General features: G+C 63.5%; 15 protein-coding genes. 8 read left to right on the top strand and 7 right to left on the bottom strand.

The features are described from left to right. Position 1: 1 nt before the first annotated feature. Positions 2-901 carry an alpha/beta fold hydrolase gene (locus IP92_RS16265; RefSeq protein WP_145876831.1) on the bottom strand — a complete coding sequence of 300 codons (900 nt, stop codon included), beginning with the start codon at positions 899-901 and terminating at the stop codon, positions 2-4. Between the two features lie 219 nt (positions 902-1,120). Between IP92_RS16265 and IP92_RS16260 the strand changes: the two genes are divergently transcribed. Then, positions 1,121-2,095 carry a hypothetical protein gene (locus tag IP92_RS16260; protein ID WP_145876829.1) on the top strand — a complete coding sequence of 325 codons (975 nt, stop codon included), beginning with the start codon at positions 1,121-1,123 and terminating at the stop codon, positions 2,093-2,095. A gap of 93 nt (positions 2,096-2,188) precedes the next feature. On the opposite strand, the gene IP92_RS16255 is transcribed toward IP92_RS16260, so the two are convergent. Beyond that, a complete protein-coding gene (locus tag IP92_RS16255) occupies positions 2,189-3,082 on the bottom strand; it encodes a DJ-1/PfpI family protein (protein ID WP_145876827.1) in 894 nt (297 codons plus the stop codon). 151 nt (positions 3,083-3,233) lie between these two features. On the opposite strand from IP92_RS16255, the gene IP92_RS16250 reads away from it, so the two are divergent. Further along, on the top strand, positions 3,234-4,331 hold the full coding sequence (locus tag IP92_RS16250) for a sensor histidine kinase (RefSeq protein ID WP_145876825.1): 1,098 nt from the start codon (positions 3,234-3,236) through the stop codon (positions 4,329-4,331). After that, the gene (locus tag IP92_RS16245) at positions 4,328-5,029 is read left to right on the top strand and encodes a LytR/AlgR family response regulator transcription factor (protein WP_145876823.1); all 702 of its coding nucleotides are present in this window, start codon (positions 4,328-4,330) and stop codon (positions 5,027-5,029) included. The genes IP92_RS16250 and IP92_RS16245 overlap by 4 nt, the downstream gene beginning before the upstream one ends. A gap of 48 nt (positions 5,030-5,077) precedes the next feature. Here IP92_RS16245 and IP92_RS16240 read toward each other — a convergent pair whose 3' ends face one another. Both IP92_RS16240 and IP92_RS16235 read right to left on the bottom strand, forming a co-directional pair. Then, positions 5,078-5,803 carry a helix-turn-helix transcriptional regulator gene (locus IP92_RS16240; protein ID WP_145876821.1) on the bottom strand — a complete coding sequence of 242 codons (726 nt, stop codon included), beginning with the start codon at positions 5,801-5,803 and terminating at the stop codon, positions 5,078-5,080. A 75-nt stretch (positions 5,804-5,878) separates the two neighbouring features. Beyond that, on the bottom strand, positions 5,879-6,412 hold the full coding sequence (locus IP92_RS16235) for a DUF1993 domain-containing protein (RefSeq protein WP_145876819.1): 534 nt from the start codon (positions 6,410-6,412) through the stop codon (positions 5,879-5,881). A 207-nt stretch (positions 6,413-6,619) separates the two neighbouring features. Between IP92_RS16235 and IP92_RS16230 the strand changes: the two genes are divergently transcribed. The 4 genes from IP92_RS16230 to IP92_RS16215 all read left to right on the top strand — a co-directional run bounded on the left by IP92_RS16230 (position 6,620) and on the right by IP92_RS16215 (position 9,232). Then, the gene (locus tag IP92_RS16230; protein ID WP_145876817.1) at positions 6,620-6,820 is read left to right on the top strand and encodes a hypothetical protein; all 201 of its coding nucleotides are present in this window, start codon (positions 6,620-6,622) and stop codon (positions 6,818-6,820) included. A gap of 12 nt (positions 6,821-6,832) precedes the next feature. After that, on the top strand, positions 6,833-8,041 hold the full coding sequence (locus tag IP92_RS16225) for a sterol desaturase family protein (protein WP_145876815.1): 1,209 nt from the start codon (positions 6,833-6,835) through the stop codon (positions 8,039-8,041). 8 nt (positions 8,042-8,049) lie between these two features. Then, positions 8,050-8,646 carry an NADPH-dependent FMN reductase gene (locus IP92_RS16220; protein ID WP_145876812.1) on the top strand — a complete coding sequence of 199 codons (597 nt, stop codon included), beginning with the start codon at positions 8,050-8,052 and terminating at the stop codon, positions 8,644-8,646. A 304-nt stretch (positions 8,647-8,950) separates the two neighbouring features. Then, a complete protein-coding gene (locus IP92_RS16215) occupies positions 8,951-9,232 on the top strand; it encodes a hypothetical protein (RefSeq protein ID WP_145876810.1) in 282 nt (93 codons plus the stop codon). 4 nt (positions 9,233-9,236) lie between these two features. Here IP92_RS16215 and IP92_RS16210 read toward each other — a convergent pair whose 3' ends face one another. From IP92_RS16210 to IP92_RS16200, 3 genes are read right to left on the bottom strand one after another with little or no spacing between them, the layout of a single operon-like run. Then, entirely contained in the window at positions 9,237-9,896 is a 660-nt protein-coding gene (locus tag IP92_RS16210; RefSeq protein WP_199271783.1) for a glutathione S-transferase family protein, read from the bottom strand. 8 nt (positions 9,897-9,904) lie between these two features. Beyond that, on the bottom strand, positions 9,905-10,372 hold the full coding sequence (locus IP92_RS16205; RefSeq protein ID WP_145876808.1) for an SRPBCC family protein: 468 nt from the start codon (positions 10,370-10,372) through the stop codon (positions 9,905-9,907). Beyond that, on the bottom strand, positions 10,372-10,728 hold the full coding sequence (locus tag IP92_RS16200) for an ArsR/SmtB family transcription factor (RefSeq protein ID WP_145876806.1): 357 nt from the start codon (positions 10,726-10,728) through the stop codon (positions 10,372-10,374). The genes IP92_RS16205 and IP92_RS16200 overlap by 1 nt, the downstream gene beginning before the upstream one ends. Positions 10,729-11,065: 337 nt before the next feature. Here IP92_RS16200 and IP92_RS16195 point away from each other — a divergent pair, with 337 nt between their 5' ends. Further along, on the top strand, positions 11,066-13,300 hold the full coding sequence (locus IP92_RS16195) for an NADP-dependent isocitrate dehydrogenase (RefSeq protein ID WP_145876803.1): 2,235 nt from the start codon (positions 11,066-11,068) through the stop codon (positions 13,298-13,300). The last annotated feature ends 133 nt before the right edge of the window (positions 13,301-13,433 follow it).

Genomic DNA, 13,433 nt, shown 5'->3' with positions numbered 1-13,433 from the left:
GTCACGCAAGAGGAGCGCCAGCAACCCAAGCCCGCACCGTCAGCACCGCATCCGCAAACTCCGCCGGCGCCTCCCAAGGCAGGTTATGCCCGCACTCCACCACCCGATGCTCGTGCCGGGCGTGGAACATCGGCGCATGGTCTGCCGTGCCGCCCGGCTTCAGCGGATCCTGCGTTCCGTCCAGCGTAACGGCGGGAACCGTGATCGGAGGCTTCGCGGCCAGCCGAGCTTCCAGATCGGCCAGCGCCGGATCGCCCTCTGCCAGCCCGAAGTCGAACCGGTAGGAGTGGATCGCCACATCGACGAAATCCGGGTTGTCGAACGAGGCGGCAGTGCGGTCGAACGTGGCGTCGTCGAAGGCCCAGGTCGGCGACCACTGCCGCCACAGGATGCGGCACAGTTCGCGGCGGTGCTGCGCCAGGCACTCGCGCCCGCGCTCGCTCTGGAACAGATGCTGGTACCAGACGGCCTGTTCCAGGCTGGGCGAGTAGGCGTGACCCAGCCGCTCGACGTCGATGATGTCGTAACCGGCATAGGAAACGAGGCCCACCACCCGCTCGGGCCACAGCGCCGACGCCACGCAGGAAGCCAGGCCGCCCCAGTCATATCCCGCCAGGATGGCCCGCTCGATACCCAGCGCGTCCAGGAGTTCGATGATGTCCTTGCCCAACGCCGCCTGCTGGCCGCTGCGCATCGTAATGTCGGACAGGAACCGCGTCGGCCCGAAGCCGCGCAGATAGGGGACGATGACGCGTGCGCCGGCGTCCGCCAGGCGCGGTGCAACTTCATCGTAGGCATGTGGATCATAGGGAAATCCATGGCTGAGTACGACGGGCCAGCCGTCGTGCGCACCGTACTCGTGATAGCCGATTTCAAGGGTGCCAGTGGTAACAGTCTGCATCCAATCCTCCTTCTTTCACGGACAAACCAAGCGGGAGCCCAAGGCCGCGCTTGACCAAGCACACATTACTCCTTCCCACTGTACGCTTCCGATTCGCTACCGGAAATACTCCACCGCCGCGTTATCGTCAGCGGCGTATTCCCGCTTCCGATAAGCGCCGAACCTGCGCTGCGTACCTGGTGGCGGCACTTTCGTGAAGTTACGCAATACGTTATATTGATGAAAATAAATTATTACTGCCGAAAAACAATTTCTCCTCGCGCATTCATGAAATCATTCATCATCGCCGCATTGATTGCCGGCTCATTCTTTTTCGCCCCATGCGGGTTTGCCGCGGACTTTCAGGATCAGGGCGTCAAGACGCAGTTCGAGAAAGGCACACTACGCCTGAAATACAGCATGCTCGGCAGCGGTGCCGGCGGTGGCGCCGCGCTGAACACGCTGTATGCCGAGAAGCGCTGGGCTGAACTGGTCGAAGGCGTCGTCGGCAAGCGCTACGTGTCGGACCTTTACTATTTTTACCTGGGCGCGGCAGCCGAAGCGCTGGGTTATTCCGAAGCGGCGCTGAATTACTACGACCTGTCGCTTGCCGCCTACCGGAATGGCGACCGTTGCACCGTCGGCTTCGACTCGTGCCGCGGCGTCGCGATGCCGGCAGCTGTCGTGGAACGCGTCAATACGTTGCGCAACCCGGCGAAGGAACTGATCTGCAAACCGTTGAAAGCGTCGATGGCACCGGCACAGCTCGAGTTGTTGCAACAGCGCGCGGAAAAAGTGCTGCAATTCGCCGACCGCAACCGTGTCAGCCTGATCGCAAACGCGATGTGCGGGTCCGTCTTCAAGAAAGGCATCTACCTGGCGGTCATGCTGCCCAATCCGATCGAGTACAACGAAAACACGTTGACCAATTACATGATCGGTGCGCGCGTGTTCGACGACGTGGTCAGAAAAGTGCTCCCGGCATTGGCCGGTGGTGACGGCGATCTCGCGGTGGATGGCTATGACGTTACCGTGATCAGCTACAAGAAGACCTTCGGCATCGCTCAAGCGATTCCGACGAAGGTACAGTATCGCTTCTACCTGCCGAAAGGGCTGGCCGAGCGCTATCTCGACAAGGATATCTCGAGCCAGCAGCTACTGGACGGCTCCGTCATCCTGCTGAACGACGATCGCATCGATCTCAAGCTCCAGTGACGGGGCGCCGCGCTGGCCGAGGGGCCACGGCCAGCGCCACGGGTACTACGACGGGCGGTGACAACCCCGATCGCCAAAGCGGCGCAAACCCTTTTATGCGCCGGCCAGGAACACCGCCGGCTTCGTATCGAACAACTTCCTGTGGTCGTCGACGCAAAAGTAGTACGTCTTGCCGCGATAAGTGGACGAAGGCGCCGTCCTCTTGTCGACTTCCATGTCGCACACGGGGCACAACGGTTGGCCGGACGCGCTGCGCACGCGCGCATACGCCTGGTTGGCGTTCGGGTCGAGCCAGCCCTGGCCCTGGTACTCCAGCGTGGTGGCCGTGTTGCTGGCGACGGTCCGGCCGAAGTAGCGCTCGACCACGCGCAGCGCCAGGTCGATGCCGGAGGAAAGGCCGCCGGCGCTGGCGACGTTCCCCGCTTCGACGAAGCGCGCGCCCCGCTTCACCGTGATGTCTGGGTACTTCATCGCGAGTTCCTTGTAGGCGCCGTGGTGCGTCGTCGCGGCCTTGCCCGCCAGCAGGCCCGTCCTGGCCAGCAGGAACGCGCCCGTGCAGACGGACATCGTCAGGTCCGCTCCCTGCGCCGCCTGGCGGATCCATGCCAGCGTCGCTTCGCTGCGATCGCTCTGCGCGGGGATCACGATCACCTTCGGCTGCGGTGCCGTGTCGTACGTGTAGCTGGGCACGATCGTCATGCCGCCGCTGGCCTTGATCGGTTCCTTCGTGGCGGCTACCGTGTACAGCTGGAACACAGGGGCGTCCGGCCGGCCGGGCACGCTGACGTTGCTGAACACCTCCCACGGGCCGGCGAAGTCGATCACCACCGCGTCTTCCGACAGCAGGAAGGCCACGGGAATGCTGCCTGTGGCGGGCGGGTGCAGCGGTGCCGGCGCGGTGGCCTGGTTGCCGGCGTTACCGATGCCAGGCAGCGCCGCGGTCAATCCTAGCGCACTCGACAAGCGGAAGAGGTCACGTCTGTTCATGTTTGGTCCTTATGTGCTGATGTGACGCCCATGCGGGGCGAACCGGCAGTGTCCCATTGCGTGGGCGCGCAAGCGAGGCCGTTGGCTGCACGTGGCGGTGCATTGGCTGCAAAGCGTCGCCGCGCCGGGAGAATTCCCCTATGATGCGGGCATGACGGAAAGCACGAACAACTTCGCGACGACGGCGCGCCAGGCGGCGCTGGGGTGGCTGGCGCTGGGGCTCGTCGATGGCACGCAAGTCGTGGTATCGATGCGGGCGATGGGCATGCACCACGCGTGGGTCACGCTGTTCGTCGTGACGGTGGCGTCGTGGGCCGTGTGGGCCGCGTTCACCCCCGTGCCTCTCGCGCTGCTGCGCCGCTTTCCGCTGCCGTCGCGGCGCGTCGCGGCATGGCTCGTGCACGGCGTGGCGTGCCTGGCGATCGGCGTGCTGTGGGCGGCCTGGGCGGCGCTGCTCGAGCACGAGACCAATCCGTACGCCTACCCGGAAGGTCCCGATCCGTTTCTGCCGCTGTTGCGTTCGAAGCTGCTGGCGAACCTGATCGGCGACGTCGTGCTGTATGGCGCGATCGTGGCGCTGCACGCGGCGCTGGAAGCCCGTGCCCGGCTGTTGCACCAGCGCGCGGCCAGCGCCCGGCTGGCGGAATTGCTGGCGCAAGCACAGCTGGCGGCGCTGCGGGTGCAGCTGGAACCCCACTTCCTGTTCAATTCGCTGAACGCGATCACGGCACTCATCCGCGTCAACAAGGGCGACGAGGCGATCGCGCTGACGGCCGCGCTGGGCGACCTGCTGCGCCGCGTCACCGACCGTTCCGAGCGCCAGCTGGTGACGATCGAGGAAGAGCTCGATTTCATCCGTAACTACCTCGACGTGCAGCGCATCCGGTTTGCCGAGCGGCTGCGTTACCGGATCGACGTGCCGGACAGCCTGAAGTCGGCGCTGGTGCCCGATTTCATCGTCCAGCCGCTGGTGGAAAACGCGATCAAGCATGGCATCGCGAAGCGTGCCAAAGGGGGCGAGCTCACCGTTGCCGCATCGGCGGACGGTGGCACGCTGACGCTGAGCGTGTACAACGACGGGCCGCCGCTGCCGGCCAGCTGGCGGGAAGGTGTCGGCCTGGCGAACACGCGGCAGCGGCTGCGTGCGCTGTACGGCGGCGCCGAGGCGCTCACGTTGCGCAACGAAGCGGCCGCCGGCGTGCTGGCGACGCTGACGTTACCGCTGACGTTATCCGATTGCCCCGCATGATGCGCGCACTGATCGTCGACGACGAGCCGCTGGCGCGCAGCAATGTCGCCATGCTGCTGGCGCGCGATCCCTCGGTGCGCGTGGTGGGCGAATGCGGCTCGGCGGAGGAAGCCCTGGCTGCGCTGCCGGCCCTGCGTCCCGATCTCGTGTTCCTGGACGTGGAAATGCCCGAGTGCGACGGCTTCGAACTGCTCGAGCGCATCGGCCCCGCGCCGCCATTCGCCATCGTCTTTGTCACGGCCCACCACCAGTTCGCGTTGCGCGCGTTCGACGTCGGCGCCCTCGACTACCTGCTGAAACCGTTCGACGACGCGCGCTTCGACCGCGTGCTGGAACGGGCCAAGGAAAGACTGCGCGTGCCCGGTGAAACGCAACGCTTCATCGTCCGGCACGGCAGCTCGCTGGAAGTGGTGAAGTTCGCCGACATCGACTGGATCGAGGCCAGCGATTACTACTCGACGCTGCACGTTGGTAGCCGCGCGCACATGTTGCGGCGCAGCCTGGCGGACCTGGAGGCGGCGCTGGCGCCGCATGGCTTCCAGCGTATCCACCGTTCGGCCATCGTCAACCTGAGCCGGGTGCGGGCGCTGGATTTGCAGGCCGACGGCGAATACGACGTCGTGCTGGAGTCGGGACAGCGGCTGCGCATGAGCCGGCGCTATCGCAAGGCGATGGTCGAGCGGCTGGCCGGTCCCTGACGAAGCCGTGCCACCTTGCGGCACATGAACAGGCCCGCGCCGGGCAGCCTAAGGCCGCGGTTTGACGAGCCCATACATCACGGCCTTGGCCACCGCGTGCTGCCGGTTCGACGCGCCCAGCTTCTTGATCACGGACGTCAGGTGGAAATTGACGGTGCGTTCCGCCACGCCGACGATCTGCGCCATTTCCCAGGCCGTCTTGCCTTCGCAAGCCCAGAACACGCACTCCAGTTCCCGCTCGGTCAATTCGTTCACCTTCGGGTTTTCCACCTTGTCGATCCGCGTATAGGCGGCGAACAGGTATTGGCTGAACATCGCGGCGGCCGGCATCAGGTTGCCGAGAACGTTTTCATCGGCGGCCGCATCGGCGCTGACGACGCTGAAGTACGACGTTTGTCCGCTGGGCGGGTGCAGCGGCACCGTCAGCCCGTGGTGCAGGCCATATTCCTTGCCAGCTTCGAAGAACGCCCGTGAACTCTGCGCGTCATACCCCTTCGTGTTGATCAGCTCGCTCCACAGGATCGGCGTCGTGTTGTACAGGCTGTATTTCAGCAGCGGATCGACGGACGACGAGCGGTTCTGGAAATACCATTCGACCCACTCGGCCGGGAAATTCGTCAGGGTCACCACTTTCGGCGAGACCAGCGACACCACTTCGCAGACGCCGAACAGATAATGATCGACGCCGATCGCGCGGCAAAAGTCCCGGCAAATGTTTTTCAGATCGACCAGATGTGGCGCCTCCGCCAGCGCGGCCCTGAATTCACGGAACATCGAATAGTCCACTACTCCTCCCACCACGTTGCGCCACGGTCAGCGGACGGACCCGTCCGAAATAATCGCATCACATCATGCGCGCTGCGGTAAATCTTCCGGATCGCATTCGTCAGTGAACGAAAAGCCGAGCGGATATTTGTGGAAGCCGTCGTAATCGGCTTTCCCGATCGGCACGCCGGCCTGCCGGGCGATCGCATAGACCATGCTGTAGTGGAAGCAGAAATTGGGCAGGCAGTACGTCAGATAGTAATCCCAGCCATTCATCCGCAGGTCGGCAAAACCGGCCGCCGTGTCGATCGTGCGCGCGCCCAGGTCGCCGTATTCTTCCGGCGGGATCGCGGCGAGGTACTGGATCGCCGCGGCCAGCTCAGCGTAGATGTTTTCGTAGTTGTATTCGCCGTCGCCGAACGAGACGATCTCCCGGCCGGCCAGCGGGCAGCAGGCGCGCAGCGCGAAGCTGATCGCCGTGCGGGCTTGCTGTAACAGCGGGAACATGTCCGGATGCAGCCGGTTGCCCGAGATGTCGGGCTGGAAGCGCTCGATGCGCTTCAACAGGCGGTCCAGCCTTTTCAGGTAGTGAAGGAAGACGCTGCTTGGAACGATCATGGGAACACCTGTGTGCGAAAACCGATGCAGCCAGTATAACGAACACCGCCTCGCGCCTCACCTGTCAGATCTGACACACGCCCCCTTTCCCCCACCTGTCAGAACTGACAGAGAAATATGACAGTCATTCCTGACAGCTTTTATCGCGCCACTCAACAGTGAAGAATGATTTCGCAAGCCACGTGTTTGAAACGAGAGGAGCGAATCATGCGCAGCGAAAAACTTGCAGGCAGCAATCGGAGTATCACCGCCATCGTCGTCATCGCGCTGTGGATTGTTTCGATGATGGTGCTGGCGTTCGGCATTCATTATGGACTCAAAAAAGCCGGGTTGATCGACCTGGAACACCGGGCGAGCCATCCGTATCACCAACTCCAAATAAATCGCTGGAACAACACAAACCAATAAGGGAAGCAGACCATGAATACATCGGTATCGAATGCGCACGTGAACGCCCTGCCGGGCGACTGGCGCGGCGCCGCGGCGCGGATCGTGCGGAAGATCTGGGACTTCAATATTCACGAAAACATGTTGAGCAAACACCGGCGGTGGCTGTACGCGGCGTTTGGTGCGGCATTCGTCGTGTGGCTGTTCGCGACGCCGAAGTTGGCGTTCCTGCTCGACCCGCTGACGACCAATACGGCGCACATCTTCCACATGATGCCGGAGGTGAACCTGGGCGCGGAAGGTCCGCTGGTGGCGAAGATATTGCTGGGGCTTGCGTTGTTCCGCTTCGCCTTTCTGGTTGCCGTCGGCCTCGGCGACATCGTGTTTCACCGCCGCGCCACCGGCCGGCCGTTCGCGTGGAAGGGCATGATCAATACGTCGCTGGCCAATATCATGATGTGGCTGTTCGGCTTCCTGTTCATCGGCACGCAGCCGTGGTTCGAGCGGGTGATGGGCCACTACATGGCGTGGCTGCATGCGGTGCCGAAGATCGTTGATATCAGCGGGCCGTTCGCCGTCATTCTGGCGTGCCTGATCGGCGACTTCTGCTTTTACTGGTCGCACCGCCTCACGCACAATATGCGGCTGCTGTGGAACCTGGGGCACATCAACCATCATCGCCATGAAAACCTGACGCAGTTCCACTTCGCGGCCGAACCGGACGTGCTGGCGCTGAAGGCATCGAAAGGCATCACGCTGTTCATGCTGCCGTTGCTGAGCGCATTGTTCACCACGGACCTGGCCGGCGTCGGCTGGTTCCTGATCCCGGTGCTGCTGATCGATATCTGGATCGATCCCTCGCATTCGCCGATGCTGTACAAGCTGGAACAGAAATACCGCGTATTCCGGATGATGCGGCTGGTGTTCGTCACGGTCGCCGTGCATTACACGCACCACTCGAACGAGCCGCGCCACAACCGCAAGACCGGCTGCAATTTCGGCGCACGCTTCACGTTGTGGGACCGGCTGTTCGGCACGTACGTCGAGCCGGACGAAGAGATTCCGCAGACGGGTCTGTTCGGCAAGCACGCGGATTATTGCTATAACCCGATCCGCTTCCTGTTGCTGCCCTATGTGCGGTTCTACCGCGAACTGCGTCTGAACAGCCTGCGCCACTGGCCGAAGATCCTGTTCGGTTCCGTGTTCTACAGCCCGCCGGTCAAGGCGAAGATGAGTCACTAGGAGCGGGCATGAAGATCACGATCGTCAGCGGCAGCCACCGGCGCGGCTCGCAAAGCATGAAGCTCGCGTTTTATATCGCGAGCATGTTGGGGGCGGAAGGCGTGAACTCCGCCGTCATCAACCTGGCCGGCAATCCGCTGCCGTTATGGGATGAGGAAGCGGGATCGGAAAGCGGTAAATGGCACGACGTGTGGCTGCCGATCGCGCGGCAGTTGCGTGCATCGGAAGGTTTCGTGTTTGTCGTGCCTGAATGGGCTGGCATGGTCCCCAGTGGCTTCAAGAATTTCCTGCTGCTGTGCGGGAACCGCGAGCTGGGGCACAAGCCCGCGTTGATCGTCTCGGTGTCCGCGTCGGGCAACGGCGTCTATCCCGTTGCCGAGTTGCGCATGGCGTCCGCGAAGAACAACCATGTCGTGTATATCCCGGACCATGTCATCGTGCGCAATGTCGATGCCGTGTTCAATGCGGAACCGGTGCAGGCCGAGCAGGCGATACGCGCGCGGCTGGAGTATTCGCTGCGCACGTTGCATGCGTATGCCCTTCACCTGGCCGAGTTGAGGAAGAACTTCGACTTCGATTACGGCAAGTACGGCTACGGCATGTAAGCAGGCGGCGCCCGGTCAAGGGCGCCGCACTGCGATCAGTTGAAGAACAGATAGATGAGAACCAGCACGAAGGCCGGCACGCCCAGAATCCATGCGAGGAAGTATTTACCCATGATTGTGCTCCTGTTCGTTTATCCAGGGTTCCAGCATGCCAGTGCCGCCGCGCGCGCTCCGTACGCTGGAGTACGCTCGGCGGCAATTGTGTCGAGGTTGTGACGCCAACGCCGCACTCGAATGAAATCCACGGGAGTGGCGCCGGCAAAGCTTGTAGGATGGGAGATATCGGATTACCCGTGAGGAGCTGATGATGAACCCACTTCTTCGATGGTCCGGCCCGCTTGCGGCTGTGCTGCTGGCCGGTTGCGCCGGCATGGCGGACACGTCCGGCCTCAGTGCTGCCGGCACGCAAGGCGGTGGCGCACCGGACGAGGGCAGGCAGCCGATGTGCGCCCAGCACCGGGAAATCATGAGCGCGAAGACGCCGGCCGAGCGGCAGGCGTTGATGGAAGAGCACATGAAGGGCATGACGCCCGAGATGCGCGACCGGCGCATGGAGATGATGCGCCAGCGCTGTCCGTACCAGTAACGCGTCAATCCCGGTCCGGCGCCCCCGGCGGGAACAGCTTGCGGTACGGCCGCGCTTCGTCGACGGCACGCGCGAACGACGGCCGCGCCAGCAGCCGCGTGCGATACGCCCGCGCATGTTCGTAGTGCGCGGCGATCGGGTGCACCCAGTCCGCATAGAACAGCGCCGGCGCGGCCGCGCAATCGGCCAGCGTGAACGCCTGCCCGGCCGCCCACTCCTTGCCGGCCATCTGGGTCTCCAGCCATGCATAGCTGCGCTCGAGCAGCGCACGCGCATCGGCCACGCCGCGCGCGTCGCGCTCGGCTTCCGGCCGGATGTGGTCGTAGACGATGCGCTGCATCGGCGTCATCACGTAGTTGTCGAAGAAGCGGTCGAGGAAGCGCACCTGCAGCGCCGCGTCGGCATCAAGCGGGATCAGCGGCGGCGCGTCGCCGCGGTAGCGTTCCAGATATTCGATGACGATGCTGGCCTCGACGACGTCGCGGCCGCCGTCCGTCAGCAGCGGCATGTGGCGCATCGGCCAGCGCCGCGCGAATTCCTCCTCGGCAGCGGCATCGCCGTCGTTGATCGGCCGCCACGTGAACGGTAAATCGTGCTCGTACAGCGCGACCAGCACCTTCTGGCAGTAGGACGAGAATGGGTGGGCGTAGAAATGCAGGTCCATGGCCGGCCTCATTGGAACAGTTGGGTCAGGCGGTCCAGGTGCGCCGCCGTGCCGTGCTCGCGCGACGGTACGCCCTGGTCGGCCGTGGTGCCGTCAAGGAAGGCCACCTGCTCGTGGAAGCGCTGCAAGGTGCCGGCGCCATCGGCGATGAACTCCACGGTGGCCAGCGATGCCGAATGGTGCGCGCCGTTCAGGTGCATGTCGTAGATGTACACGAGCCGGGCGTCGGGCACCACGTGGTGATAACGGGCCGTGAATTTCGTCTCCAGCGCGCGTTCAGCAAACCTGCCGTGCAGGATCTCGCTGCCGCCCGGGCGCACGTCGAGCGTGCGCTCGATCTGCTGCCAGCCGGCCGGCCCGACGAACCAGCGGCTCTTCAGCGCGGGATCGGTCCAGGCGGCAAATACGCGGGCGGGCGGCACCGGATAGCGGCGCTCGATGACGAAGGAACCATGGAAGATCGGCGAGACGTTCATCAGGACTTCCTTTCACTGGTGGGGGGAGTATCGGTATCGGCCGCGAACAGCGCGCCGAGGCGGTCGAAGTGCGTTTCCCATTGCTGGCGGCGCTCGCTGAGCCACGACTCGGCCAGGCTGATCGCCTGCGGGTCGAGCGTGCAACGGCGCACGCGTCCTTCCTTGTGCGTCTTCACGAGCCCGCTTTGCTCCAGCGCCTGCACGTGCTGCACGACGGCCGCCAGCGACATCGCCATCGGTTCGGCCAGCTCGCTGACGCTGGCGCTGCCGCGTGACAGCCGCAGCACGATCGCGCGGCGGGCGGGCTCGGCCAGGGCGCGGAAGACAGCATCGAGTTTCTGTTCATGGTTAAGCATGGACTTGAGTATCCGCCCGTGTCATCAAATAGTCAAGCGATTGCTTTAGTATTGCGGCGGCAGGCCGCCAAAAGCTGGTGCCCCACCCCGCGCTCGTGCCATAATATCGGGATGTCCTATATCTTATATAAGACTTGAACCCAGCAAGGAACGCCGTCCACTGGAGACCGCCGGCATCGACAAATGCCACGGGGACGAGGGGCCGAAGTGGGTTATGATTTTCACTCTGTCCGTCACGCTGCGTAGTCGGGTCATGTGATCGGGATATGTTGACCGCGCGACCAGACAGGCGATGATTTTTCAGTAGTACAAACCGCGAAAACCGAGGAATTAGCGCATGAGCAATGATCCGACCATTATCTACACGTTGACCGACGAGGCGCCGCTGCTGGCGACCCACGCCTTCCTGCCGGTCGTCAGGACCTTCACGAAGCCGGCTGGCATCCGCGTCGAAGAAAGCGATATTTCCGTTGCCGCGCGCATCCTCGCGAATTTTGCCGATCGTCTGACGCCCGAACAGCGCGTGCCGGACGCACTGTCCGAACTGGGCAAGAAAACCCTGGAGCCGGACGCGAACATCATCAAGCTGCCGAACATCAGCGCGTCCGTGACGCAGCTGCAGGCAGCGATCAAGGAACTGCAAGCGAAGGGCTACAACATTCCCGACTACCCGGCCGACGCGAAAACGGACGAGGAAAAAGAGATCAAGGCGCGCTACGGCAAGTGCATCGGCTCGGCCGTGAACCCCGTCCTGCGCGAAGGTAACTCCGACCGCCGCGCGCCGCGCGCCGTCAAGGAATACGCGCGCAAGAACCCGCACTCGATGGCCGAGTGGTCGCAGGCATCGCGCACCCACGTGTCGCACATGACGCACGGCGACTTCTACCACGGCGAAAAGTCGATGACGCTGGATCGTGCCCGCGACGTGAAGATGGAACTGATCACGAAGTCCGGCCAGACCATCGTGCTGAAACCGAAGGTCGCGCTGCAGGAAGGCGAGATCATCGACTCCATGTTCATGAGCCGCAAGGCCCTGCTGGAGTTCTATGAAAAGCAGATCGAGGATGCCAAGAACACCGGCGTGATGTTCTCGCTGCACGTGAAGGCGACGATGATGAAGGTGTCGCACCCGATCGTGTTCGGCCACTGCGTGCGCATGTTCTACAAGGAAGCGTTCGAGAAGCACGGTGCGCTGTTCGACAGCCTGAAGATCAACGTCAACAACGGCATGGCCGACCTGTACAGCAAGATCGCCACGCTGCCGGCCTCGCAGCGCGAAGAGATCGAGCGCGACCTGCACGCCTGCCAGGAAAACCGCCCTGCGCTGGCGATGGTCGACTCGGCCAAGGGCATCACCAACTTCCACTCGCCGAACGACGTGATCGTCGATGCGTCGATGCCGGCGATGATCCGTGCCGGCGGCAAGATGTACGGCGCCGACGGCCGCCTGAAGGAAGTCAAGGCCGTGATCCCGGAATCCACGTTCGCCCGCATCTACCAGGAGATCATCAACTTCTGCAAATGGCATGGCGCCTTCGATCCGCGCACGATGGGCACGGTGCCCAACGTGGGCCTGATGGCCCAGCAGGCCGAGGAATACGGCTCGCACGACAAGACGTTCGAAGTGCCGGAAGACGGCGTGGCCAACATCACCGACCTGGCAACGGGCGAAGTGCTGCTGTCGCAGAACGTCGAGCAGGGCGACATCTGGCGCATGTGCCAGGTGAAGGACGCGCCGATCCGCGACTGGGTCAAGCTGGCCGTCACCCGCGCGCGCAACTCCGGCATGCCGGCCGTGTTCTGGCTGGACCCGTACCGTCCGCACGAGAATGAGCTGATCAAGAAGGTGCAGACGTACCTGAAGGATCACGACACGACGGGCCTGCACATCGAAATCATGTCGCAGGTGCGTGCGATGCGCTACACGCTGGAACGCGTGATCCGCGGCCTGGACACGATCTCCGTGACCGGCAACATCCTGCGCGACTACCTGACCGACCTGTTCCCGATCATGGAACTGGGCACGTCGGCGAAGATGCTGTCGATCGTCCCGCTGATGGCCGGCGGCGGCATGTACGAAACGGGCGCCGGCGGTTCGGCACCGAAGCACGTGCAGCAGCTGGTGGAAGAAAACCACCTGCGCTGGGATTCGCTGGGCGAGTTCCTGGCACTGGCCGTCAGCCTGGAAGACCTGGGCCTGAAGACGGGCAGCGCACAAGCCAAGATCCTGGCCAAGACGCTGGACGCCGCCACCGGCAAGCTGCTGGACAACCGCAAGTCGCCGTCGCCGAAGACCGGTGAGCTGGACAACCGCGGCTCGCAGTTCTACCTGTCGCTGTACTGGGCACAGGAACTGGCGAACCAGACGGAAGACGCGGCACTGGCCGCCAAGTTCGCACCGCTGGCCAAGGCACTGGGCGAGAACGAGCAGAAGATCGTTGCCGAGCTGCTGGAAATCCAGGGCAAGCCGGTCGACATCGGCGGCTACTACCTGCCGGACAGCGCCAAGGTGAAGGCCGTGATGCGCCCGAGCGCCACCTTCAACAAGGCGCTGGAAACGGTCGCAGCCTGATCGTTCTCCGTAGTCGTTGAAAACGGCCGGTTGCGCGAGCAGCCGGCCGTTTTTTCATCGCGCTGTTCGCGTTGGCTGAGCTTTCATCCCGGAACGGAACTTATCGCAGATATTACGGTCGCTCCTGCTGCCG

Origin of the sequence: Pseudoduganella flava, assembly GCF_007830495.1 — a bacterium.
Classification (GTDB): Bacteria; Pseudomonadota; Gammaproteobacteria; order Burkholderiales; family Burkholderiaceae_D; genus Rugamonas; species Rugamonas flava.
The sequence above is the reverse complement of the archived record's forward strand: the minus strand, read 5'-3'. Positions and strand labels throughout refer to the sequence as shown.